Here is a 21,719-nt window from a genome sequence, read left to right as displayed (position 1 = left end):
GTCAGATCTTCTCGCCCAGGTGCCGCGCCACGGTGAAGATATCCTTATCCCCACGGCCGCACAGATTCATCAGGATGATTTTGTCCGCCGGCATCTTGGGCGCCATTTTCATGACTTCGGCCAGCGCATGCGCGGGCTCAAGCGCCGGGATGATACCTTCCTGGCGGGAGCAGAGCTGAAAAGCTTCCAGCGCCTCGTCATCCGTCACGCCGCAATACTGCACGCGGCCCAGCTCATGCAGCCAGGAATGCTCGGGCCCGACGCCGGGATAGTCGAGGCCGGCGGAGATGGAATGCGCCTCCGTGATCTGGCCGTCGCCATCCTGCAGCAGGTAGGTGAGGTTGCCGTGCAGCACGCCCGGCCGGCCGCGCGACAGGGCAGCGGCATGTTCGCCGGAATCGAGGCCCCGCCCCGCGGCTTCCACGCCGACCATGGCGACGGAGGGATCGTCCAGGAAGGGGTAGAACAGCCCCATGGCGTTGGAGCCACCGCCAACGGCAGCCACCAGCACATCCGGCAGGCGCCCCTCGGCTTCCTGCATCTGGGCGCGCGCCTCGATGCCGATCACGCTCTGGAAATCGCGCACCATGGCAGGGTAGGGGTGCGGGCCGGCAACGGTGCCGATGCAGTAATAGGTGTCGTGGACATTCGCGACCCAGTCGCGCAGCCCTTCGTTCATCGCATCCTTCAGCGTCGCGGCGCCGGAGGTCACGGGCACCACCTCCGCGCCCAGCAGCTTCATGCGGAAGACGTTGGGCTGCTGCCGTTCCACGTCAGTGGCGCCCATATAGACCACGCAGGGCAGGTCCATCAGCGCGCAGGCGGTGGCGGTGGCCACGCCGTGCTGGCCGGCGCCGGTCTCCGCGATGATGCGCGTCTTGCCCATCTTCTTGGCGAGCAGGATCTGGCCGAGCACCGCGTTGATCTTGTGCGCGCCGGTGTGGTTCAGCTCGTCGCGCTTGAAATAGACCTTGGCGCCCATGCCGGGTGCCGCGTCCTTGCGCAGATGGGCCGTCAGGCGCTCCGCGAACCAGAGCGGGCTGGGGCGGCCGACATAATGGGTCAGCAGGCGGCGCCATTCGGCCTGGAAGGCGGCGTCGGTCTTGCTGGCCTCATAGGCGGCCTCGACCTCCAGGATCAGCGGCATCAGGGTTTCGGCGACGAAGCGGCCACCGAAATTGCCGAAGCGGCCACGCGCATCCGGGCCTTGGCGGAAGGAATTGGGCAGGGCTTGGGTCACGGGCACATTCCTGGACGTCAGGCGGGTCTTTAGCTCAGCCGGCGCGGCGGGTCACGCCATGCAGGTCGGCCCAGACCCGGGCGGTTTCCGCGATGGCGACATCGCCATGCCAGCCGATCTGGCTTGTGCCCGGCTTGGCGCCCGTGGCGGCGTAGAAGGCGCGGGCGCGCAGATTGCCATCCAGCGCCCAGGCGCCGGCATCGGCATGGCCCGCTTGCAGCAGCACCTCCGCCCCCGCCGCCAGCAGCGCCCGGCCCAGCCCACGCCCCTGGGCGCGGCGCAGCAGATACAGGCCGGAAACCTCGCCGGAGGCGCCGAGCGCCGGATCCCGCGCGGCGCAGACGGAGATGAAGCCCAGTATGGCGCCCGCCTCCTCCGCCACCAGGGTCCCGCCCGGCAACAGCGGCGTTGCCAGATTGCGCGCCCAGGCGGCGCGGCGGCGGGCGGGATCGGTCATCTCGGTGAGCAATTCGTCCGGCACCAGGCCAGGATAGGTCTCGGTCCAGGCCTCGGCATGCATCTCGCCGATCGCCGGTGCATCCGCCAGGGTGGCGGGTCGGATCACGCGGCCTTCGCGGCGGCCACGAAGGCGGCGATGCGCGCCGGGTCCTTGACCCCGCGCGAGGCCTCGACGCCGGAGGAGACATCGACGCCCGGTGCGCCGCTGGCAGCGATGGCCTGCGCCACATTGCCCGGCGTCAGCCCGCCCGCCAGAAGCCAGGGGCGCGGGATCGTGCGGCCGGCGGTCAGCGTCCAGTCGAAGGGCGCGGCATTGCCGCCAGGCCGCGACGCGCCGGGCGGCGCCTTGGCATCCAGCAGAAAGTAATCCACGGCCGGGGCGTAATCCTCCAGCGCATCCAGGTCAGCCGCCTGCGCGATGCCCAGCGCCTTCATCACCGGCCGCCCGCATTTCTGGCGGATTTCGGCGCAGCGTGCGGGGGATTCCTCGCCGTGCAATTGGATCACGTCCAGCGGCAGCGCCGCCAGGACCTCCACCAGAAGATCATCAGTCGGATCGACGAACAGCCCGACCCGCGCCGGCCCACCCGGCACGGCGGCGGAGAGCGCCGCCGCCCGCGCCGGCGTCACCGCGCGAGGCGAGGGTGGAAAGAAGACAAGCCCACAAAAATCGGCGCCGGCGTCGCGCGTCGCGCGCAGCCCGGCCTCATCCGAAATGCCGCAGATTTTCACCAGCATCAGTTCACCCGCAGCGCCTGGGCGATGGCCCAGGCCGCCTCCGCCGGATCGGCCGCCTGGGTGATCGGCCGTCCGACCACGATCCAGTCCGCGCCGTCCCGCGCCACCTGTTCCGGCGTTGCGGTGCGCGCCTGATCATCCGCCGCGCTGCCGGCCGGCCGCACGCCGGGCACCACCAGCACCGGCAATTCGCCCAGCGCATCTCGGATCGGCGCCACTTCCCGCGGCGAGCAGACCAGCCCATCGGCGCCGGCCGCCATGGCCAGACGCGCCAGCCGCAGCACCTGCTGCACCGGGCCGCCGGACACGCCGGTATCGGACAGCGTCGCGGCGTCGATGCTGGTCAGCACCGTCACCGCCAGGATGCGCGGCCGCGCCATGCCGGGCTGGCCCTTCACCGCCGCTTCCGCCGCCTGGCGCGCGGCAGCCACCATGGCCGGGCCACCGGCGGCGTGGATGGTGATCCAGGCCGGGCCGAGCGGTGCCAGGGACCGCACCGCGCCGGCCACCGTGTTCGGAATGTCGTGCAGCTTCACGTCGAGGAAGACCGGCCGCCGGGTGGCGATGCGGCGCACCGCTTCCCCGCCCTCGGCCGAGAACAGCTCCAGCCCCACCTTCAGCAGCCCGGCATGCGGCGCCACCGCATCCGCCCAGGTCTCTGCCGTGGACAGATCCGGCGCATCGAGCGCCACGCAGAGCCCGCAGCGGCGCATTCTCAGTGCCCGGCTGGCAAGGTGAGGGTCATGGGTGCCGGCGCGCCGGCATGCCGCGCCTGCGCTTCCTTCGCCTTCATCACGGCCAGTTCCGCTTCCACCAGCTTGGCGGCGGCGGCCACGTCCCGCGCCCTGCGGCGGGCGGGCAGGCCGGCGGCCCAGGCCAGCACGGCGCCGACCAGGAAGCCGACGCCGGACAGGATCAGCACCGCCACGCCCAGCGGCGCCGCCCAGGCGAGGTCGAAGGGCCAAAGACGCAGCTGCACCTCCTGCATGTTCGACAGCGCGAACAGCGCGAGGAGGATGAGCAGCGGCAGGAACAGCAGCCAGCGCATGGGGGGCCTCTCCGATCTTCGCGCCTGTCCTACAGCCCCGCGTTCCCGGTGTCACATCACCGGCGCGATGTCCGGTCGCCGAGGTGGCGGAGGGCTCAGCGGCTGCTGACGCCCTCGGCCTTGGCGCGGGGGCGGCGGGGCGGGTCCTGCAACGGGCCGCCATTCACCCTCTCCCGCAACTCCTTGCCCGGCTTGAAATAGGGCACCGCCTTGCCGTCCACCGACACGGCCGTGCCGGTGCGCGGGTTGCGGCCGGTGCGGGGTTCGCGGCGCTTGGTGGAAAAGGCGCCAAAGCCGCGCAGCTCCACCCTGTCGCCGCGCGCCAGGGCGCCGATGATCTCGTCGAAGATGGTGGTGACGATCAGCTCCACATCCAACTGCCGCAGATGCGGGTTGGCCGCAGCAAGCTGCGCGATCAGTTCCGACCTGGTCATCCTGCCCCCCGGCACCCCCAACCCCGGGCGCGCCGGCCCGAAGGGGTCGGCGGACTGCCCGGGACGTCTTGATGTCTCAAAGCGAAGGCTGCCAAAGCGCGCGCACGCGGTCAACGCCAACCCATTCATTCGCAAAGCTTTTTGTCACGAAGCCCAGAACGGCACCGAAAGTCCGTTCCGCCAGTCCACGAATCTCGACATCCCGTGCCGGCAGGCTGGCCGGAACCTCCCGCGTCTCGGCCAGCCAGGCGCGTGCCTCGGCCTCCCCGCCAATCGCATCCACCAGGCCCAGCGCCAGCGCCTCCCGCCCCGTGAAGACGCGGCCATCGGCCAATTCGCGCACCCGGGCGGGGTCCATCGAACGGCCTTCCGCGACCATGGTGATGAATTGCGTGTGCAGATCACTGACCACGCGGGCCAGTTCGGCGCGGCCTTCCTCGGTCAGCGGCCGGAACGGGCTGGGCTGGTCCTTGAAGGGGCCGGAGGCTACCGTTTCCGGCCGCACGCCGAGCCAGGCCAGCAGGCCGGAGGCATCGAAGCTTTGCAGAATGACACCGATGGAGCCGGTGACGGTTGCCTGACGGGCAAAAATCCGCTGCGCCGGCAGCGCCACCATATAGCCGGCGGAGGCCGCGGTGCCGGCCATCACCGCCACCACCGGCTTGTCGGCCGCCATCCGGGTCAGCGCCGCATGCAGCGACTCGCCGCCCGCCACGCTGCCGCCAGGGCTGTCGATCGTCACCACCACGGCGCGCACCGCATCGTCCCGCCGCAGCCGGTCCAGCTCCTCGATCAGCTTGCGGTCGTCGCCGATGAAGCCGGAGATGTTCAGCCGCGCGACATGGGCGCGGCCCGGCAGCAGCCCGGCCCCACGGTCATCCGCCAGTGTGAATGCCAGCACCACGGCGGCCACCGCCAGCACGGCGGCGGCGCGCCACAGGGAAAGCCGGCGCTTCAGGCGGCGGCGGTCGAACAGAAGGTCGGCATCGAGGGACATGATACGATCACTTGGTGCGGCGCTGGCGTGGGGCCAGGGCCTGATGGGGCCGGGTGGGCAGCCTATATCCGGCTGCCCAGATACCAGATCCACAGCGGCAGCGTGATGATGGACAGCACATGCTCGCTGGTCGTGATCGCGGCCATCAGCGGCGCGTCGCCGCCCATGGCCCGCGCCATCACATAGCTGGTGGCCGCGGTGGGCAGGGCCATCAGCATCACCGCGATGGCGGTGGGCAGCGGCCCTAGCCCCAGCGCGGTGGCGAGCCCCAGTGTCATCAGCGGCACCACCCCCAGCTTGAGCACAGCTGTCAGCGCCTGGGTCAGCGGCCGGTCGCCCAGGCCCCGCAGGGTCAGCGCCGCGCCGACGCAAAGCAGGCCGAGCGCCACCGAAGCCTGGCCCAGCGCCCGCACCATCGGACTGATCCCGGCCGGCAACCCGCCCGCGAAGGACAGCAGAAAGCCCAGGGCGCAGGCCAGGATCAGCGGATTCAGCACCACCTGGCGCAGCAGCCGCAGCGGCCGCATGCGGGATTCGCCACCCAGCGCGAAGGCCAGGGTGGAGATCACCTGCACCATGGGCACGATGAAGCCCGTGCAGATGGCGCAGAGCGCGATGCCCGGCGCGCCCCAGATCGCCCCGCCAATGGCGAAGCCCATCAGGTTGTTGAAGCGGATGCCGCCCTGCAAAATGGAGGTCATGGCCGCATGGCGCGCGCCGAGCATCCTCGACAGCAGCAGCGCCAGCCCCGTGCCGGCCAGCAGCGCCCCCCAGATGGTGCCCGCCAACCCACCCACCGGCAGTTCCGCCAGCCGCATGCCGGACAGGGCGTTGACGATCAGGCTGGGCAGCAGCACCCAGAAGACCAGCTTCTCGATCCCCGCCCAGATCGCATCGTCCCGCAGCAACTGCCGGCGCAGCAGCGCGCCAAGCCCGAGCAGGCCGAAGATCGGCACGAAGGCATCCAGCCAGTGGGTGATCATTGTGCTGCCCTCAAGCGCCGGGCGCGGCCTACGGCCGCTTGGCCACGCGCCACCTGGCGCGGCGGCCATTCGGCCGCTCGGCCGGCGGTGAAAGCCGGCCGCAGTGCGGCGCCAACTGTGGTCATACGCTGATCGCCCTGCCTGCCCTGCTGCGCTGCATCATCCTGGCCGACCGCTCAGCGCCGCGCCACCGCCACCACGTAGCGGCAGGGCTGCGTGGCGGAGGGGTTTTCATAGGCGCAATCGGCGGGCGGCCCGAGCGCGAGGCAGTCGCCGGGTTCCAGCCGGTGGGTCCGCGCGCCCTCATGAAACAGCAGCTCCCCCTCCAGCAGCCAGATGCAGCGCCCGTCGAGCAGGGCATAGGAGGCGGCGGGATAGGGCACCCGCGCCCCTGGCGGCAGCTCGACATGCACAAGCTCCGGATTGGCACCGGGGGGCGAGACCATGCGGCGCAGATAGCCGGTGCCGGGATCGCGCCACAGCGCCTGTTCCGCCGCCCGCACCACCACCCCGCCCGGCGCCGAGGCCTCCGCCCGCGCCAGCAGGGCGGAGACGGTCAGGCCGAAGGGGCCGGAGAGGCGGCCGAGCAAAGCCGCCGTCGGGCTCGCCTCCCCGCGCTCCACCTTGCTGATCATGGCGCGGGAGACACCGGACCTTTCGGCCAGCTCGGCGATCGACCAGCCCCGCGCCTCCCGCTCCGTCTTCAGGCGGGCGGCGAGCTGTCGGGAGGCGTCATCGGCCGGCGTCGCGGTATCGTCTTGCATGGTGGATTTCCGTCTACCATAGTTTCATCTCGCCGCACGAGAGGCCCGCCGCATGGATGACCGCATGCCCGCACCACCCGGCCACAATGGTGGACCGCCGCTGGAGGAGCCGGATCCCGAGGAAGGCTGGCGGCTGCATTGCTGGCGCCAGGCCCATCGCAAAGCCTGGCGCAACCCGGGGCGGGAGGTGGTGCTGCGTCGGCTGGCGCGGGCCGAGGAGCTCGGCATGAGCTACCGGGACTACACCTTGGAAATCCTGGAACGCGGTCGTTACCTGTAGAAAGGCGTCACAGCCCCGATGGCGCAGCCGGCTCCGCCGAGGCGGGCGCTGACTCGGCAGGATCGGCGGTCACGGGGATGGCGCCAGGCGGGGTGCCGCGGGCGATGTCGCGCAGGCAGGCGGCCTCGCTACGTCGGGCCGTGCCGATGGCGCGGGCCGCGGCGAAAGCCACGCGCAGCCCGCCGTCCCGCCCCGGATCGCGATAAAACACCAAGTCCAGATGGCATTGCGGACCCTGGTAGTGCCAGATCTCCGCCCCCTCCTCCTCCCGCCGCAGGCGCGGATTGCCGAACCAGCCGGTGATGCTGGCCGGAGGGTGCCCCACAAGCTGGCCTGCCATGCCGGGCGGCGCGCCAGGGATACGAGGGGCGGGGCGGGGCGGCGGTGGCACGGCCGGGGCGACCGAGCCCTCCCCGCCCGCAGCGGCGGGGCGCGGCGCGATGCCGGCCAGGCTGGCCTGATGCGAGGCCAGCGCCTCCTGCAACACCACAACCGGATCGACCTGATCCGGCTGGGTGCAGGCGGCGAGCAGCGGCAGCAGCAGAACCAGGCGGCGCATCCTGCGGCGCGGTGCCATGCGGTGGCGATCGGTCACCCGGCCGCCATCGCGATGCACGTCAGCCTTCGGCGTAGGCGCGGGGCGCCGGGCCGGCGGGCACCTGGCCTTCACCCAGCATTTCCATCTTGCCGGTGATCTGGCCGCCATCCTCGACCATCAGGCGGCGGCACCGTGCCGTGCCGATGACGCGGCCGGTGCCTCGGATCACCAGCTGGCCGCGCGCGGTCAGCGTGCCGTCGAACACGCCGGCAACCTCGGCATCCTCGACCTGGACCTCGCCCTTGAAGACGCCGGTCTGGCTGATCGACAGCTCGGTCGCCTGGATCATCTGGCTCTCGACCGTGCCTTCCACCACCAGGCGCTCGGCATCGGCCACCGTGCCCTGCAGGCTGATGCCGCGGCCCACCACCAGCGTGCGGCGGTCCGGCGTCTGAGCCCTGGGGGACGGCATGGTCGGAGAGCCCGGCATCTGGCCCGGCTGACCCCCCATCTGGCCGCCCATCTGCGGCGGGCGCGGCGGGATGGCGGTGCCGGCGGGCGGCGTCGGACCACCCGGCATGGTGGGCGACGGCGGCTTGGGGGCGAGGCTCATGGTCGAGGCATCCCTGGAAGGTCGGAGTGAGGACGCGCCCAGATCCGGGTCGCGGCTGGTTGGTACCGTGGTGGACTGGTCGGGGTTGGGCTCGGCCGGTTTTTCTTCCCGGCGACGGCCGAAGACATTCATCATCGTCCCCCTATCAAACTGTCGTGGCTGCCTGCCCGGGCGGTCCGTCGCGTCGCGCGGCGACCCTCACGGGCAGGACACCAGGCCGCGTCCCTGTCGCATGCCGGCAGGTACCGCCTGGCTTTGCATCAAGGCGCGGCACGGCGCTCCGTGCTGCCTCCTCGGCTAACACGCCCCGCCGCCGAGAGACAACGGCGGGGCGGGCCGCTTCGGCAATTCTTGCCGAACCATCCACCGGAAATTCCAACCGTAAGGTTTCGCCCACGGAGGGAATGGCCCCCCGGCCTGAGTCATCTCAGGCGATGCAGCAGATGCGTCATCGCCGCGGTGCCGAGCACCGGGACCAGCAGGTTCAGCACCGGCACCGCCGCCAGCAGCGCCAGCACACCGCCCAGGGCCCAGATCCGGCCACGATGCCGCCGGCGCAGCGCTTCCGCCGCGTCGCGGCCCATGCGGCGCAGGGCCACGCCCTCGAACAGCCCCTGGCCCAGGCCGATCGCGGCGACCACCCAGAGCAGCAGCACGCCCACCACCGGCAGCAACAGCGACAAGGGCAGCAGGATGAGCGTCAGCGCGCCCAGCTTGGCGGCCAGCACCAACGCCCCCCAGGCCTGCGCCGCCGCGCTGGCGCCGCGCGGCGGCGGCAGTTCCGGATAATGCCGCGCCTCCACCGCCGCGGCGACGCCATCCAGGAACTGGCCGGCGACGGCCAGCAGCAGCGGGATGAACAGCCACCAGGCGGCGAAGACCACCAGGACCGCCCCGGCGGTGGCCGCCGCCGTGGCAAGCCACCCCTCCCCGCCCGCCAGGGCGCCAAGACCCCAGGCGGATAACAGGCCAAGCCCCAGAAGTCCCAGCAGGGCCCCCAGCGCGCCAAGCCATAACGGCCGACGGAAGGCCGGGTCGGGGATCTGGCGCAGCGCCAGCAGCAGGGGGGTCAGCATGGCGGCCCAGATGGCCCGGCCGAGGCGCAGGGCCAAGCCAGGCGCCGGTCACATGACCTTGCAGCCGTACTGCCTCCAGGCCTTGCGGCCGTACTGCCTCCAGGCCTTGCGGCCTGGGGGCCGCTGGCGCAAACCACGCGCCGCACCTGACGCCGAGGCCCGAACCGCGATGACCGACGCCCCCCCGCCCAAGCTCGACCTGCTCGGAATCGGCAATGCCATCGTCGATGTGCTGGCCCGCGCCGAGGACAGCTTCCTCGATGCCCAGGGCATGGCCAAGGGCGGCATGGCGCTGATCGACACCGCCTCAGCCGAGCGCATCTACGCCGCCATGGGTCCGGGCGTGGAGGGCAGCGGCGGGTCTGCCGCCAATACCTGCGCGGTGGCCGCGGCGCTCGGCGCCCGCGTCGGCTTCCTCGGCAAGGTCGCGGCGGATGAGCTGGGGAAGGTCTTCGGGCACGACATCCAGGCCGCCGGCGTGCGCTTCCCCACCACGCCCCTGTCCGGCGGCGCGCCGACCGCGCGCTGCCTGATCCTGGTGACGCCGGACGGCCAGCGCACCATGAACACCTATCTGGGCGCCTGCGTCGCCTTCGGCCCGGACGATGTGTCGGAGGCGGAGGTGGCCTCCGCCGCCGTCACCTATCTCGAGGGCTATCTGTTCGACCCACCCGAGGCCAAGGCCGCCTTCTTCAAGGCCTCCAAGGCCGCGCATGCGGCCGGCCGGAAAATCGCGCTCACCCTCTCCGACCCCTTTTGCGTCGGGCGCCACCGCGCCGCCTTCCAGGATTTCGTGAAGAACGAGACCGACATCCTCTTCGCCAATGAGGCCGAGATCCTGTCGCTCTATGAGACCGACGACCTCTCGGCGGCGATCGCCAAGGTTCGGAAGGAGGTCTCCCTGGCGGCCATCACCCTGTCCGAAAAGGGCAGCCTGGTGGTCGCGGGCGATCAGGAATGGCGGGTCGCGGCGGTGCCGACCCAGGTGGTGGACACCACCGGCGCGGGCGATGCCTATGCCGCCGGCTTCCTGGCGGCGCTCGCCCAGGGCAAGCCCATGGCCGAATGCGGCCGCTGGGGATCGGTGGCGGCGGCGGAGGTGATCAGCCATTTCGGCGCCCGCCCGCAGGCCGATCTGAAGGCGCTGGTTTCCGGCTGAGCGCCGGAAACTTTCGCCAGATCAAGACGTTGCGCCGCCTGGAACCACAGGCGGCGGGCGGCGTTGGAATCGCCAACGGGCCAATTCAGGCCCAGGAAAGGAGGTTCCATGCGTATCCGTCCCACTCTCACCGTCGCCACGGTTCTGGCTCTGCCCTTCGCCTTGGCTGGTCTGGCCAATGCCCAGGGGATGAGCCCCACGCAGGGCGCCGCCTCGCGGCATGCAACGCCCAGCCACAGCATGGCCAGCCCCAGCCCGGTCGCCGCCGACCAGGCCGAGACGTTCCTGCGCCAGGCGCGGGAATCACTCGCCGCCGGCCGCATCGCCCAGGCGCGCGAAAACCTGGAACAGGCCGAGACGCGCATCCTGACCCGTTCCGTGATGCCCGATCTCGCCAGCACGCCCGCCAGCTCCGGCGCCATCAGCGAGATCGGCGCGGCGCGGGATGCTCTGAACCGGCGTGACCGGGCGGAGGTCAACCGCCGCATCGACCAGGCCATGGCTGCCCTGAGCGCCCCGAGCCCGGCGGCCGAGAGCACCGGCGCGGTGATGAACCGTGGCGCCATGGTGCCCGACAGCATGACCGGCACGGGCACCGCCACGCCGCCGGCGATGAGCGGCGGCGCGCCCCGGAACCTTGGCCCGGCCCCGGCGCCGATGTTCACGCCGGGCCCGATGCCGGCGCCGAGCACCCGATAAGCCCCTCCAGGCAGCCCCGCCCAGGAAGCGGGGCTGCCTTCCGGGCCGGCAATGCGCTTCGTGCTCGCTTTTTGCCCGCTTCCGCCCTATGTGTGCGCCGCATCAATGCCAATGGCCCAGCGTGGTGCCTGGATGATCGTCGTCAGACGGTCATGCCCGGGGCGGCGGGGGTCGGCGCGAAGGGTCCTTTTCGGATTCCTCGCTGAAACTCTTGTTGCCGGAACCCGGACAGAACCATGGATATTCGCAACGTCGCGATCATCGCCCACGTCGACCACGGCAAGACCACGCTCGTCGACAACCTTCTGAAGCAGGCCGGTGCGTTCCGCACCAACCAGGTCGTGGCCGAACGCGCCATGGACCGCAACGACCTGGAACGCGAACGGGGCATCACCATCCTCGCCAAGTCCACCGCGGTCGAGTGGAAGGGCGTGAAGATCAACATCGTCGACACCCCCGGCCACGCCGACTTCGGCGGCGAGGTGGAGCGCATCCTCTCGATGGTCGACGGCGCCGTGGTGCTGGTCGATGCCGCCGAGGGCGTGCTGCCGCAGACGAAGTTCGTGCTGACCAAGGCGCTGGCCCGTGGCATCCGCCCGATGGTCGTCGTCAACAAGGTGGACCGCCAGGACGCACGCCCTGACGAAGTCCATAACGAGATGTTCGACCTGTTCGCGGCGCTCGGCGCCGACGACAACCAGCTCGACTTCCCGATGCTCTTCGCCTCCGGCCGCCAGGGCTGGGCCGATGCGACGATGGACGGTCCGCGCAAGGACCTGTCGGCGATGTTCGACCTGATCCTGTCGCATGTGCCGGCGCCGGGCCTCGACCCGAACCTGCCCTTCGCCATGAACGCCGCGATCCTGGAGGCCGACAACTTCCTCGGCCGCATCCTGACCGGCCGCATCGAGCAGGGCACCGCCCGGCTGAACATGCCGGTGAAGGTGCTGCGCCGCGACGGTTCCGTGGTGGAAACCGGCCGCCTGACCAAGCTGATGACCTTCAGCGGCTTGGACCGCGTGGTGGTGGACACGGCCTATGCCGGCGACATCATCGCCATCGCCGGCCTGTCCAACGGCACCATCCCGGACACCATCTGCGATCCGTCCGTGGCCGAGCCGCTGCCGGCCATCCCGGTCGACCCGCCGACCCTGTCCATGACCTTCCGCATCAATGACGGCCCGCTCGGCGGCCGCGAGGGCAAGAAGGTCACCTCCCGCCAGATCCGCGACCGCCTGTTCAAGGAGGCCGAGGGCAATGTTGCGATCTCCATCAAGGTGTCCGAGGAAGTCGACGCCTTCGAGGTGGCCGGCCGCGGCGAACTCCAGCTCGGCGTGCTGATCGAGCAGATGCGCCGCGAGGGCTTCGAGCTGACCATCGGCCGCCCGCGCGTGCTGATGCGCGAGAATGCCGAGACCGGCGAGCGCGAGGAGCCGTTCGAGGAATGCCTGGTCGACGTCGACGAGGAATATTCGGGCGTGGTCGTCCAGAAGCTGTCCCTGCGTAAGGGCCAGATGCAGGACATGCGGCCCTCCGGCGGTGGCAAGCAGCGCCTGACCTTCCTGATCCCGTCGCGCGGCCTGATCGGCTATCACGGCGAGTTCCTGACGGACACGCGCGGCACCGGCATCATGAACCGCATCTTCGCGGGTTATCAGCCCTGGGCCGGCCCGATCGAGGGTCGCCGTAACGGTTCGCTGATCTCCAACTCCGATGGCGAGGCGATCCAGTATTCGCTGTTCTCGCTGCAGGAGCGGGGCACGCTGTTCGTCGATCCGGGCGTGAAGGTCTATGTCGGCATGATCCTGGGCGAGCACAGCCGGGACAACGACCTGGACGTGAACCCGATCAAGGAAAAGAAGCTGACCAACATCCGTGCCGCCGGCAAGGATGAGGCGCTTCTGCTGGTGCCGCCGCGCCGGATGAGCCTGGAACAGGCCATCGCCTATATCGAGGAAGACGAACTGGTGGAGGTGACGCCGACGGCCGTCCGCCTGCGCAAGCGCTACCTCGACCCGCATGAGCGCAAGAAGAACGCCCGGAAGTCGGAGAGCGAAGCGGCGTAAGCCGTTCGCGAACGTCTTTCAGTAGCCTTGCAAGGCCCATCCGCCACCGCGGATGGGCCTTTTGCTTTGGGGTCGAATGGTCAGGCGCAGCCTATCGCCGCTATCGGAACGGCCTGCCTGCCGGCCGCGCCAGCCCGGGCCTAGCTTCCCGCCACGATATTCGGGCAGGGGCCAGGACCATGGGCGTGAATCAGGGTGGATCAAGCGGGCGGCGGCGGGTCGGCAATCTGCCGAACTGGCGCGAAATGGCGCAGCATTGGGGCAAGGCCGGCCCGGCCCATGCGGCGCGGCCGCGCAGCCCGCGCCCGGCGCGACCCCCGGCGCCGCCGGAGGCCTGCGCGAGTTGGAGCCCGATGGATGGTGATGCCATGTTCAAGGGCGCGCCGGGGATGGACGTGCTGGCGCTGCGCCATGTCAGCCTTTCCCAGCTCGTCTACGCCATCAATATCCTGGAACCCGGCCTGTCCCTGCATCTCGACCAGGATGGCGGGATCGGCTTCCTCAACCGGATGGGGGAGGCGACGCCATTCAGCGGCGACCTCACGCTGAACGACTCGACGCTGCGCTTCCATAGCGTGTCGAAGCTTCTACTGGGATAAGGTTTCGCCCCCTTGGCCCCTTGGGCCGGGCAGAAGGCCCCGCGGCGCACCGCCGGAGGAGGTCCGGTGAAGGTGGTAGTGCGGCGCGCCGCAGGGGAACGGCTGAGCGGCGGGGGGCGCCACTCAGCCTCAATTGGTGAGAGTACACGGCGTGTCCCGCACCACCAAAAGGATTTCGGTCAAACGGCATGCGAGCCAGTCGTTGCACCCATGCCACGGACGCGACCCCCTTTGCACCGGGGCGTGAATCTGCGCCAAACTGCTCAACCGCAACGGTCGGATTTATCCATGCGTCCCCAGAGACTGCGCCTTGATACCCGCGGCCGGGTGCTGCTGACCCCGGCACTGCGCGACGCCACCGGGCTGGTGCCCGGCGTGAAGCTGATGGTGACGGTCGAGGATGACACGTTGCATGTGCAGCCGGGGGAAGGGGTGGCGGGCCGGGTGCCGACGCTGGATCGCAAGGGAAGGCTGACCCTGCCGGGTTCGCTGCGCAAATCCCTCGGCCTTCTGCCCGGCGCCACGCTGCTGATGAAGGTGGAGGCACCGGGCCTGCGGCTGGTGGCGCCCGGCCATCTGCTCGCCCGGCTGCGCGCCGCGCGGCAGGCGCTGAACGCGGCCTTGAATGAAAGCTAGCGCTTGCGGACGAATTCCGTCCGCAGCACCAGGCCCTTGATGCTGTCGTGACGACAGTCGATTTCCTCGGGATTGTCGGTCAGCCGGATGCTGCGGATGACGGTGCCCTGCTTCAGGGTCTGATTCGCGCCCTTCACCTTCAGATCCTTGATGAGGGTCACAGAATCCCCATCGGCCAGCACATTCCCGGCAGCGTCGACCACCTTGGCCGAGACCGCCTCCGCGGGGGCGGCGATCTCGCTGGCCGGGCGCCATTCGCCGGAGGCCTCGTCAAAGACATAGGCATCGTTCGTATCGGCCATGGTCGCCTGGTCTCCGGAAGGTGTGGCGTTCTCCGGCACGGCGGGGATCTCGGCAAGAGGTGGCGGGTTCCACCGCCCCCGCCGCCCCTGTAAGCAGCGAATTGGCGAGAGGAGTCCCGCTTGGCCAATCTGTTCCGCGACCGCCGCTTCCTGGTCCTGCTCGCGCTCGGCTTTTCCGCCGGCGTGCCGCTGCCCCTCACCGCCTTCACCCTGCGGCAGTGGTTTTCCGAATCCGGCATCTCGCTCACCGCCATCGGGCTGACGGCGCTGATCGGGCTCGCCTATGCCTTCAAGTTCCTCTGGTCCCCGGTGCTGGACCATGCGGCGCCGCCGGCCTTCGGCTGGCTCGGCCGGCGGCGCGGCTGGCTGGCGACGATCCAGCCGGTGCTGGCGGCGGCCATCCTCGGCCTCGGCTTCACCAATCCGGTGACGGCGGCGGAGGTGACGGTGATGGTGGCCGTGCTGGTCGCCTTCCTCTCGGCCAGCCAGGACATCGTGGTCGATGCCTATCGCATCGAGGTGCTGGAGGAGAGCAACCAGGGCTATGGCCTGGCCTGCTACATCTGGGGCTATCGCGGCGCCCTGCTCGCGGCCAATGCCGGGGCGCTGGCGATCGCCGAATTCGCCGGCTGGACCGCCGCCTTCGCCTATTGCGCCGCGCTGATCGGTGTCGGCTTCCTCGCCGTGCTGCTGGGGCCGGAGCCTGCGGCACCGCCGGTGGAGGTGCTGCCCTGGGCGCGCCGGCTGAAGCTCGCGGTGGTCGATCCCTTCGTCGATTTCATGGGCCGCCGCTACTGGGTGGCGATCCTGGCCTTCGTCGCCCTGTTCAAGCTGGGCGAGGCCCTGGCCGGCATCATGACCGCGCCCTTCTACCGCTCGCTCGGCTTCTCCCGACTGGAAGTGGCCGCGGTCGGCAGCGTCTTCGGCCTGTTCATGACGCTGGGCGGAGCGCTGGCGGGCGGCTGGGTGGTGGCGAAGCTGGGCACGGCGCGGGCACTGGTGGTGACCGGGCTGCTGCAGATGCTGTCCAACCTGATGTATGTGGCCCTGGCGCAGACCGGCTATTCCATGCCGATGCTCTGGACCCAGGTCGGGGTGGAGAATTTCACGGATGGCCTCGCCGACGCGGCCTTCGTCACCTACCTCTCCGCGCTGACCAGCCGGTCCTTCACCGCGACGCAATATGCGCTGCTGTCCTCGCTCGCCGCGGTGCCGCTGCGCACCCTGGGGGCGAGCAGCGGCTGGCTGGCGGAGGGGCTGGGCTGGTCCTGGTTCTTTGCCCTGACCACCCTGGCGGCGCTGCCCGCCATGGCGATCATGCTGTTCCTCCTCAAGCGGTTGCCGCCGCCCGCCCCACCCGTGGTCCAACCCGCGAGAGACCTTCCCGGATGACGAGCCCCTATTTCCTGACGCCGCTGCTGCTGGTGTTCTCCAACGTCTTGATGACCTTCGCCTGGTACGGCCATCTCAAGCAGCCCTCCTGGCCGCTGTGGTTGGCCGTGCTGGCCAGCTGGGGCATCGCCTTCTTCGAATACTGCTTTGCCGTGCCCGCCAACCGCATCGGCTACGGCACCTTCACGGGCCAGCAGCTGAAGGTGATGCAGGAAGTCATCACCCTGGCGGTCTTCGCCGTGTTCAGCGTGATGTTTTTGGGTGAGCAGCTGCGCTGGACCTATTTCGCGGCGATGGGCTGCCTGGTCGCGGCGGTGGTCTTCATCTTCCTGCCGGTGGACTGACCGCCGCCCCGGTGGTCAGGCAGCCAGCACGGACTCCGCCAGTGCGACCCAGTAGCGGATGCCATGCGGAATGGCCGCGTCGCTGAAGTCATAGGCCGGATCGTGCAGGCCGGCCGTATCGCCGTTGCCGATGATCATGATGGCGCCGGGCCGCCGCTCGAGCATGTAGGCAAAATCCTCGGAAGCCATGCGCGGCTCGATATCCGGATTGACGGCGGGCTCGCCGGCAACCGACCGCGCCGCCGCGATCGCCAGTTCGGTTTCCGGGCCGTGGTTGAAGGTCACGGGATAGCCGCGGCTGTAGGAAAACGCCGTCGTCGCTCCGTGCGCCGCCGCGATGGAGGCTGCCATGGTGGCCAGCCGGCGCTCCGCGAAGGCGCGCACCTCGGGACGCAGCGTGCGGACGGTTCCCAGCAGCCTGACCGTGCCCGGGATGACGTTATGCGTGGTGCCGCCATGGATGGAGGCCACCGTGATGACGGCGGCCTGCAGGGGATTCGTCTCGCGCGAGACAAGCGACTGCACGCCGACCACCACATGCGCGGCCGCGACGACGGGGTCCACCGAAAGATGTGGCATCCCCGCATGGCTGCCGCGCCCCTGGACCACGATCTCGAAGGTATCGGCGGCGGCGAGCATGGCGCCCTTGCGGATGGCGAAGTGTCCGATGGGCAGATGCGGCTCATTGTGCAGGCCGAAGACCTGCTCGATGCCGAACTTCTCCATCATGCCGTCCTCCAGCATGGCCAGGGCGCCCGCGCCGCCCTCCTCCGCCGGCTGGAAGATGACGGCCACCGTCCCCGCGAAATTGCGTGTCGCGGCGAGATGCCGGGCCGCGCCCAGCAGCATGGCGGTGTGCCCGTCATGGCCGCAGGAATGCGCCTTGCCGGGCGTGCGCGAGGCCCAGGGCTTGCCGCTGCGCTCCAGGATCGGCAGCGCGTCCATATCCGCACGCAGGCCAATCACCGGCCCCTTGCCACCGGCGCCCTTGATGACAGCGACCACGCCAGCCTTGCCGATGCCCGTCTCAATGACATCGCAGCCGAAGGTCCTCAGCTTCTCGACGACGAAGTCCGCCGTCTGATGCACGTCGTAGAGAAGCTCCGGATTCTGATGCAGGTGGCGCCGCCATGCGACGACATCGGCCTGGGCAAGCTGCTTCGTGATCTGCATGTGCGTGAATCCTGTCGACGTTGGACGATCCGTGCCCGTCTGCTGGCGGGACGGAGCGCGAGGCTTGGCTTGAAGCGGCAGCGGGCGACGCGGCCGGTGCAGCGAGGGGGGGAGTCGAGGCCGGGGATGCGGCCGGAACGCCGCTCAGTCGGCCGCGCCGAGATCCCGGAGGAACTGCTGCAGGCAGTCGTTGAAGGCTGGCGTGTTCTGCAGGAAGGGCGCGTGACCGGCGCCAGGAAGGCGGATGCATTCGCGGCGCCACAGACGCGAGAAGGGAACGCCGTCGATGTAGTCCAGGTTGACGACAGGATCGTCCGCCCCGTTCACGACGGCGGTCGGGATACTGGTCGTGCTCACCACCTGTCGCTGATCGCTCTTCTCCCCGAAGCGCGCCTGGGAGAAGAGGGTGCGGCGGAACGCGCCATCGACCCGCATCGCCGCCTGTTTGAACAGCGGGCTTCCGGCCTGGCCGAACACCTTCTCGACAAACTGGCGCGCCTGTTCCCGCGTGAACTGGCCCTGGGCGGCCAGGCCCTTCAGCAGGCTTCCCTTGAACCCCCCCGCCATATCGGGCCCGACCGGCGGTGCGCCGGTGATGAACAGCCCGCGAAAGGCCGCCCCGCGGGACAGCATCTCCATGGCGATGTGGCCGCCCAACGACCATCCGAGCAGGACGGGACGCTCGACGTGCAACTTCTCCAGCAGTTCAAGCGCCGCCTCGGCAAGTCCCGGCAGGGGGTAGGTCCTGTCCTTGTCCGGTGCATCGCTTGATTCGCCGTGGCCGGGAAGGTCGAAGCTGATCAGCCGGTGCTGCGCGCCGATCTCCGATTCGAGCTGCATCCGGAAGACGCCGCGGCAGGAGGAGTTGCCGTGCAGCAGGACCACATCCGGCCCTCTCCCCTTGCTCATCTCCACGGCGATCGTGCCATGGGATGTCTCAACCTGGCGCACCACACTGCCTGTCATGACTTCTACCCGATCCTGCCATCAGGAGATCGGCGCCCGGTCTGGTGGCGCGATCTCCGGCCCGCAGAGACGGTACAGTCGCGTCAATGTCCGACTGTTTCAGCGCAGAGGCGTCCGGCTACGACTGAAGCCTGGGCCGTGGCACCCCTGTGGGACGCGGCCCGTAAAACTGTGGAGCCTCAGGAATCCAGCACGCCGTGCTGCCGCAAAAAACGCAGCAGCGGCAGCAGGGGCAGGCCCAGGATGGCGCTGTGTTCGCCCTCCACCTTGGCCATCAGCTGCACGCCCAGCCCCTCCAGCCGATAGGCACCGACCGAGGCCAGCAGAACCTCACCCTCCGCCGCCAGATACTGGTCGAGAAAATCCTCGGAAAAATCGCGCAGCGTCAGGCGCGGCGTGGTGACGTCCTGCCAGATCCGCTCCCCGCCGCGCCAGGCGACGGTCGCCGTCACCAGCTCATGCCGCCGGCCACGCAGTTCCAGCAATTGGCGGCGGGCCGCGGCCATGTCGACCGGCTTGTCGTACCAGCGCAGCACGCCGGCCTCATCGGCACAGACCAGAAGCTGGTCGCCGCCGATCACCAAAGCGTCGGGCCGCTTGCGGGCAACGCGCATGGCCTTGGCCTCGGCCAGGATCAGCGCGGCCTCGGCCGGCGGAATCCCTTCCGCCTGCGCGCCTTCCTTGATCGCCGCCTCATCCACCGCGGCGGCGATCGCCTCGAAGCGCAGCCCGGCCGCGGCGAGCACGGCGCGGCGGCTGGCGGAGGCGCTGGCCAGGACCAGCTCGGGCGTTCCGGCCTGCATCACCCGCCACCCGCCTCGCGTGCCAGCACCGTGGAGGCCGGGTCGATGGACCGCAGCGGTTCCTGGGGCCGGGCGCCGCGGCGGGCGTGCCAGGCCTCCATCAACTGCAGCACGGTGGCCGCCGTCTCCTCGATGGAACGGCGAGTCACGTCGATCACCGGCCAGCCATATTTGGTGCAAAGCCGACGGGCCGCCTGGATCTCCGCCTTCACCGCCTCATGGTCCACATAATCGGTGACGTCGTGATGCACCCCATGGCCACCGATCAGCTTCAGCCGATGCCGCCGGATCTCGATCAGCGCATTGGTTTCGATATGCAGGCCGATCACCGGGCAGGGGGCCTGGTCCAGCTCCGGCGGCAAAGGCGCGCCGGGCACCAGGGGCACGTTGGCCGCCTTGATGCCGCGGTTCGCCAGGTAGAAGCAGGTGGGCGTCTTGGAACTGCGGGAGACGCCGACGATGCAGACATCGGCCTCCGCGATGCCGGCCGTGCCCTGGCCGTCATCATGCGCCAGCACATAGTGCATGGCGTCGATACGCCGGAAATAATCGGCATCCATCACATGCTGAGCGCCACGCTTTTCACGCGCCTGGGCGCCGATGGCCGTTTGCAGCAGCTCCATCACCGGCTCCAGCGGCGACAGATGCTCGATATGCAGGCGCTGGCAATGTTCCTCCAGGGCCAGGCGCAGCGATCGGTCGACCAGGGTGAACAGCACCGGTCCGGGCTCATGCTCGATACCCTCCAGCACCCGGTCGAGCTGAAGGCGGGATCGGATCAGCGACCAGCGGTGATGGATGACATGGGCGTCCTCGAAGCGGGACAGGGTGGCGCGGGCGATCGAATTCAGCGTCTCCCCGGTGCTGTCGGAGACCAGATGCAGGTTGATCGTGCGGCTGGGCATGGTGATGCGCCTGATCCCGGGGCCGGGGCGGCCCAAAAACTCCCCATCCGCAGGCTTACCGTAAGCGGATGGGTCGTGACAGGCCAAGCATGGCCGGTGGATGAGGGTGGATGATGGGGACAAGTCGGGGCGCCCGAGGCCCCTTTCCGATTCAATGGGGACAACCCCATTCCCGGCTGCACACGGGACTGATTCCCACGGCTGCGGACAGCTTCCGGGGACAGATGGAATCCACCTGCCGAGTCAGAGGCTTGGCGGACGCAGCGCGCGGGACAGGCCTGTGGATGAAAGGCGGGTCAGCCGTGATCCCCATCGCCCACAGGGCCCTACATCTACCCCAGACTCTTTAAGATTCTTTCTTTCTATTGGGGAATTGGCGTTTCGACGGCTGTGCCTTAGGCAAGGGAGCATGGGGCGGGACCAAGGGAGGCCGGTTTGACGGTGGAGCCAGCAGGCGTGGACGCACTCGAAAAGCCGCTTCTGCGGGCGTTGTCGGGGGAGGCGGTCTGGCCGCCACCCATGTGGCTGATGCGCCAGGCGGGCCGCTACCTGCCCGAATACCGGGAGGTGCGGGCCCAGGCCGGCGGCTTCATCACGCTCTGCACCACGCCGGAGATGGCGGCGGAGGTCACGCTGCAGCCGATCCGCCGCTACGGCATGGATGGCGCCATTCTGTTCTCCGACATCCTGATGGTGCCCTGGGCCATGGGCCAGCCGCTGCGCTTCGCCGAGGGCGAGGGGCCGCAACTGGAACCGTTGCGCGACCTGGCAGCGGTGAATGCTCTGGACGTGGGCGCCGTGCGGGAAAGGTCGGCCCCGATCTTCGAGACCGTGCGCCTGGTGCGCACGGCGCTGGAGGCGCAGCACCCGAAGACCGCGCTGATCGGCTTTGCCGGCAGCCCCTTCACCGTCGCCTGCTACATGGTGGAAGGCCATGGCAGCCGGGATTTCGCCACCACCCGCCAGATGGCCTATTCCGACCCGGCGCTGTTCGGAAAGCTGATCCGCACCCTGGTGGAGGCGACCACGGACTACCTGCTCGCCCAGGCGGAAGCAGGGGCGGAGGCGCTGATGCTGTTCGACAGCTGGGCCGGCCTGCTGCCGCCGGCGCAGTTCCGGCGCTGGGTGATCGAGCCCACCGCGACCATCGTGCGCTCGCTGAAGCGGCTGCACCCCTCCATCCCGATCATCGGCTTTCCGCGCCTCGCCGGCCCGCTGATCGGCGAATACACGCTGCGGACGGGGGTCAATACGGTCGCCATGGACACCAGCATGGACCCGCGCTTCGCCGCCACGGCGGTGGCGCCCACGGTCGGGCTTCAGGGCAATCTGGATCCGCTGGTGCTGATCGCCGGCGGCGCGGCGCTGGAGCTGGAGGCGCGGCAGATCCTGGCCGCCATGCGCGGCCGGCCTTTCGTGTTCAACCTGGGCCATGGCATCGAGAAGGTGACCCCACCCGAACATGTGGCGCAGCTGGTGCGGATCGTCCGCACCGGCGGCTGAGG

At 69.8% G+C, this 21,719-nt stretch carries 26 protein-coding genes; 9 read left to right on the top strand and 17 right to left on the bottom strand.

Annotation, left to right across the window (positions count from 1 at the left end; all coding sequences use genetic code 11):
• Window position 1: 1 nt before the first annotated feature.
• From trpB to ACVFYP_RS24960, 9 genes are all read right to left on the bottom strand, one after another.
• On the bottom strand, window positions 2-1,240 hold the full coding sequence (gene trpB / locus ACVFYP_RS25000) for a tryptophan synthase subunit beta (RefSeq protein WP_499202952.1): 1,239 nt from the start codon (window positions 1,238-1,240) through the stop codon (window positions 2-4).
• A gap of 34 nt (window positions 1,241-1,274) precedes the next feature.
• Window positions 1,275-1,805, bottom strand: a complete 531-nt coding sequence (locus tag ACVFYP_RS24995; protein ID WP_499202951.1) for a GNAT family N-acetyltransferase — start codon at window positions 1,803-1,805, stop codon at window positions 1,275-1,277.
• Window positions 1,802-2,437, bottom strand: coding sequence for a phosphoribosylanthranilate isomerase (locus ACVFYP_RS24990; protein WP_499202950.1), 636 nt, complete (start codon window positions 2,435-2,437; stop codon window positions 1,802-1,804). The genes ACVFYP_RS24995 and ACVFYP_RS24990 overlap by 4 nt, the downstream gene beginning before the upstream one ends.
• Window positions 2,437-3,150: an orotidine-5'-phosphate decarboxylase gene (gene pyrF / locus ACVFYP_RS24985; protein WP_499202949.1), complete on the bottom strand. Its 714-nt coding sequence runs from the start codon at window positions 3,148-3,150 to the stop codon at window positions 2,437-2,439. The genes ACVFYP_RS24990 and pyrF overlap by 1 nt, the downstream gene beginning before the upstream one ends.
• 2 nt (window positions 3,151-3,152) lie before the next feature.
• A complete protein-coding gene (locus ACVFYP_RS24980) occupies window positions 3,153-3,485 on the bottom strand; it encodes a LapA family protein (RefSeq protein ID WP_499202948.1) in 333 nt (110 codons plus the stop codon).
• Window positions 3,486-3,580: 95 nt separating this feature from the next.
• Complete coding sequence (gene ihfB / locus ACVFYP_RS24975; protein ID WP_499202947.1) at window positions 3,581-3,934, bottom strand: integration host factor subunit beta; 354 nt, start codon at window positions 3,932-3,934, stop codon at window positions 3,581-3,583.
• Between the two features lie 61 nt (window positions 3,935-3,995).
• Window positions 3,996-4,916, bottom strand: coding sequence for a signal peptide peptidase SppA (gene sppA, locus ACVFYP_RS24970; RefSeq protein WP_499202946.1), 921 nt, complete (start codon window positions 4,914-4,916; stop codon window positions 3,996-3,998).
• 62 nt (window positions 4,917-4,978) lie between these two features.
• Window positions 4,979-5,899, bottom strand: a complete 921-nt coding sequence (locus ACVFYP_RS24965) for an AEC family transporter (protein ID WP_499202945.1) — start codon at window positions 5,897-5,899, stop codon at window positions 4,979-4,981.
• A 176-nt stretch (window positions 5,900-6,075) separates the two neighbouring features.
• The gene (locus ACVFYP_RS24960) at window positions 6,076-6,663 is read right to left on the bottom strand and encodes a helix-turn-helix domain-containing protein (RefSeq protein WP_499202944.1); all 588 of its coding nucleotides are present in this window, start codon (window positions 6,661-6,663) and stop codon (window positions 6,076-6,078) included.
• Between the two features lie 64 nt (window positions 6,664-6,727).
• Here ACVFYP_RS24960 and ACVFYP_RS24955 point away from each other — a divergent pair, with 64 nt between their 5' ends.
• Window positions 6,728-6,943, top strand: a complete 216-nt coding sequence (locus ACVFYP_RS24955) for a hypothetical protein (RefSeq protein WP_499202943.1) — start codon at window positions 6,728-6,730, stop codon at window positions 6,941-6,943.
• 7 nt (window positions 6,944-6,950) lie between these two features.
• On the opposite strand, the gene ACVFYP_RS24950 is transcribed toward ACVFYP_RS24955, so the two are convergent.
• The 3 genes from ACVFYP_RS24950 to ACVFYP_RS24940 all read right to left on the bottom strand — a co-directional run bounded on the left by ACVFYP_RS24950 (window position 6,951) and on the right by ACVFYP_RS24940 (window position 9,206).
• Window positions 6,951-7,502, bottom strand: coding sequence for a hypothetical protein (locus ACVFYP_RS24950; protein ID WP_499202942.1), 552 nt, complete (start codon window positions 7,500-7,502; stop codon window positions 6,951-6,953).
• 58 nt (window positions 7,503-7,560) lie between these two features.
• Window positions 7,561-8,094, bottom strand: coding sequence for a bactofilin family protein (locus ACVFYP_RS24945; protein ID WP_499202941.1), 534 nt, complete (start codon window positions 8,092-8,094; stop codon window positions 7,561-7,563).
• Between the two features lie 422 nt (window positions 8,095-8,516).
• A complete protein-coding gene (locus ACVFYP_RS24940) occupies window positions 8,517-9,206 on the bottom strand; it encodes an EI24 domain-containing protein (RefSeq protein WP_499202940.1) in 690 nt (229 codons plus the stop codon).
• A gap of 133 nt (window positions 9,207-9,339) precedes the next feature.
• On the opposite strand from ACVFYP_RS24940, the gene ACVFYP_RS24935 reads away from it, so the two are divergent.
• The 5 genes from ACVFYP_RS24935 to ACVFYP_RS24915 all read left to right on the top strand — a co-directional run bounded on the left by ACVFYP_RS24935 (window position 9,340) and on the right by ACVFYP_RS24915 (window position 14,329).
• Window positions 9,340-10,329, top strand: coding sequence for an adenosine kinase (locus ACVFYP_RS24935; protein ID WP_499202939.1), 990 nt, complete (start codon window positions 9,340-9,342; stop codon window positions 10,327-10,329).
• A 108-nt stretch (window positions 10,330-10,437) separates the two neighbouring features.
• A complete protein-coding gene (locus ACVFYP_RS24930) occupies window positions 10,438-11,028 on the top strand; it encodes a hypothetical protein (protein ID WP_499202938.1) in 591 nt (196 codons plus the stop codon).
• A 236-nt stretch (window positions 11,029-11,264) separates the two neighbouring features.
• Entirely contained in the window at window positions 11,265-13,094 is a 1,830-nt protein-coding gene (gene typA, locus ACVFYP_RS24925) for a translational GTPase TypA (RefSeq protein ID WP_499202937.1), read from the top strand.
• A 179-nt stretch (window positions 13,095-13,273) separates the two neighbouring features.
• Window positions 13,274-13,693 (top strand): hypothetical protein, encoded by a 420-nt coding sequence (locus ACVFYP_RS24920; protein ID WP_499202936.1) that lies wholly within the window; start codon window positions 13,274-13,276, stop codon window positions 13,691-13,693.
• A 288-nt stretch (window positions 13,694-13,981) separates the two neighbouring features.
• Complete coding sequence (locus ACVFYP_RS24915) at window positions 13,982-14,329, top strand: hypothetical protein (protein ID WP_499202935.1); 348 nt, start codon at window positions 13,982-13,984, stop codon at window positions 14,327-14,329.
• Here ACVFYP_RS24915 and ACVFYP_RS24910 read toward each other — a convergent pair.
• Window positions 14,326-14,631 carry an alkylphosphonate utilization protein gene (locus ACVFYP_RS24910; RefSeq protein WP_499202934.1) on the bottom strand — a complete coding sequence of 102 codons (306 nt, stop codon included), beginning with the start codon at window positions 14,629-14,631 and terminating at the stop codon, window positions 14,326-14,328. The genes ACVFYP_RS24915 and ACVFYP_RS24910 overlap by 4 nt on opposite strands.
• Window positions 14,632-14,751: 120 nt before the next feature.
• Between ACVFYP_RS24910 and ACVFYP_RS24905 the strand changes: the two genes are divergently transcribed.
• Both ACVFYP_RS24905 and ACVFYP_RS24900 read left to right on the top strand, forming a co-directional pair.
• Window positions 14,752-16,023 (top strand): AmpG family muropeptide MFS transporter, encoded by a 1,272-nt coding sequence (locus ACVFYP_RS24905; RefSeq protein ID WP_499202933.1) that lies wholly within the window; start codon window positions 14,752-14,754, stop codon window positions 16,021-16,023.
• Window positions 16,020-16,367, top strand: a complete 348-nt coding sequence (locus ACVFYP_RS24900; RefSeq protein ID WP_499202932.1) for a DMT family protein — start codon at window positions 16,020-16,022, stop codon at window positions 16,365-16,367. Before ACVFYP_RS24905 ends, ACVFYP_RS24900 begins: the two co-directional genes overlap by 4 nt.
• A gap of 15 nt (window positions 16,368-16,382) precedes the next feature.
• On the opposite strand, the gene ACVFYP_RS24895 is transcribed toward ACVFYP_RS24900, so the two are convergent.
• The 4 genes from ACVFYP_RS24895 to ACVFYP_RS24880 all read right to left on the bottom strand — a co-directional run bounded on the left by ACVFYP_RS24895 (window position 16,383) and on the right by ACVFYP_RS24880 (window position 20,214).
• On the bottom strand, window positions 16,383-17,540 hold the full coding sequence (locus ACVFYP_RS24895; protein WP_499202931.1) for an amidohydrolase: 1,158 nt from the start codon (window positions 17,538-17,540) through the stop codon (window positions 16,383-16,385).
• Window positions 17,541-17,684: 144 nt separating this feature from the next.
• On the bottom strand, window positions 17,685-18,506 hold the full coding sequence (locus tag ACVFYP_RS24890) for an alpha/beta fold hydrolase (RefSeq protein WP_499202930.1): 822 nt from the start codon (window positions 18,504-18,506) through the stop codon (window positions 17,685-17,687).
• A 179-nt stretch (window positions 18,507-18,685) separates the two neighbouring features.
• A complete protein-coding gene (locus tag ACVFYP_RS24885) occupies window positions 18,686-19,309 on the bottom strand; it encodes a Maf family protein (protein WP_499202929.1) in 624 nt (207 codons plus the stop codon).
• On the bottom strand, window positions 19,309-20,214 hold the full coding sequence (locus tag ACVFYP_RS24880) for a pyruvate, water dikinase regulatory protein (protein WP_499202928.1): 906 nt from the start codon (window positions 20,212-20,214) through the stop codon (window positions 19,309-19,311). Before ACVFYP_RS24880 ends, ACVFYP_RS24885 begins: the two co-directional genes overlap by 1 nt.
• A 456-nt stretch (window positions 20,215-20,670) precedes the next feature.
• Between ACVFYP_RS24880 and hemE the strand changes: the two genes are divergently transcribed.
• Entirely contained in the window at window positions 20,671-21,717 is a 1,047-nt protein-coding gene (hemE, locus tag ACVFYP_RS24875) for a uroporphyrinogen decarboxylase (RefSeq protein ID WP_499202927.1), read from the top strand.
• Window positions 21,718-21,719 lie beyond the last annotated feature (2 nt).

This window comes from Roseomonas sp. F4 (assembly GCF_053891155.1).
Note: the sequence above shows the minus strand (reverse complement) of the source record. Positions and strands in the feature narration are given on the sequence as shown.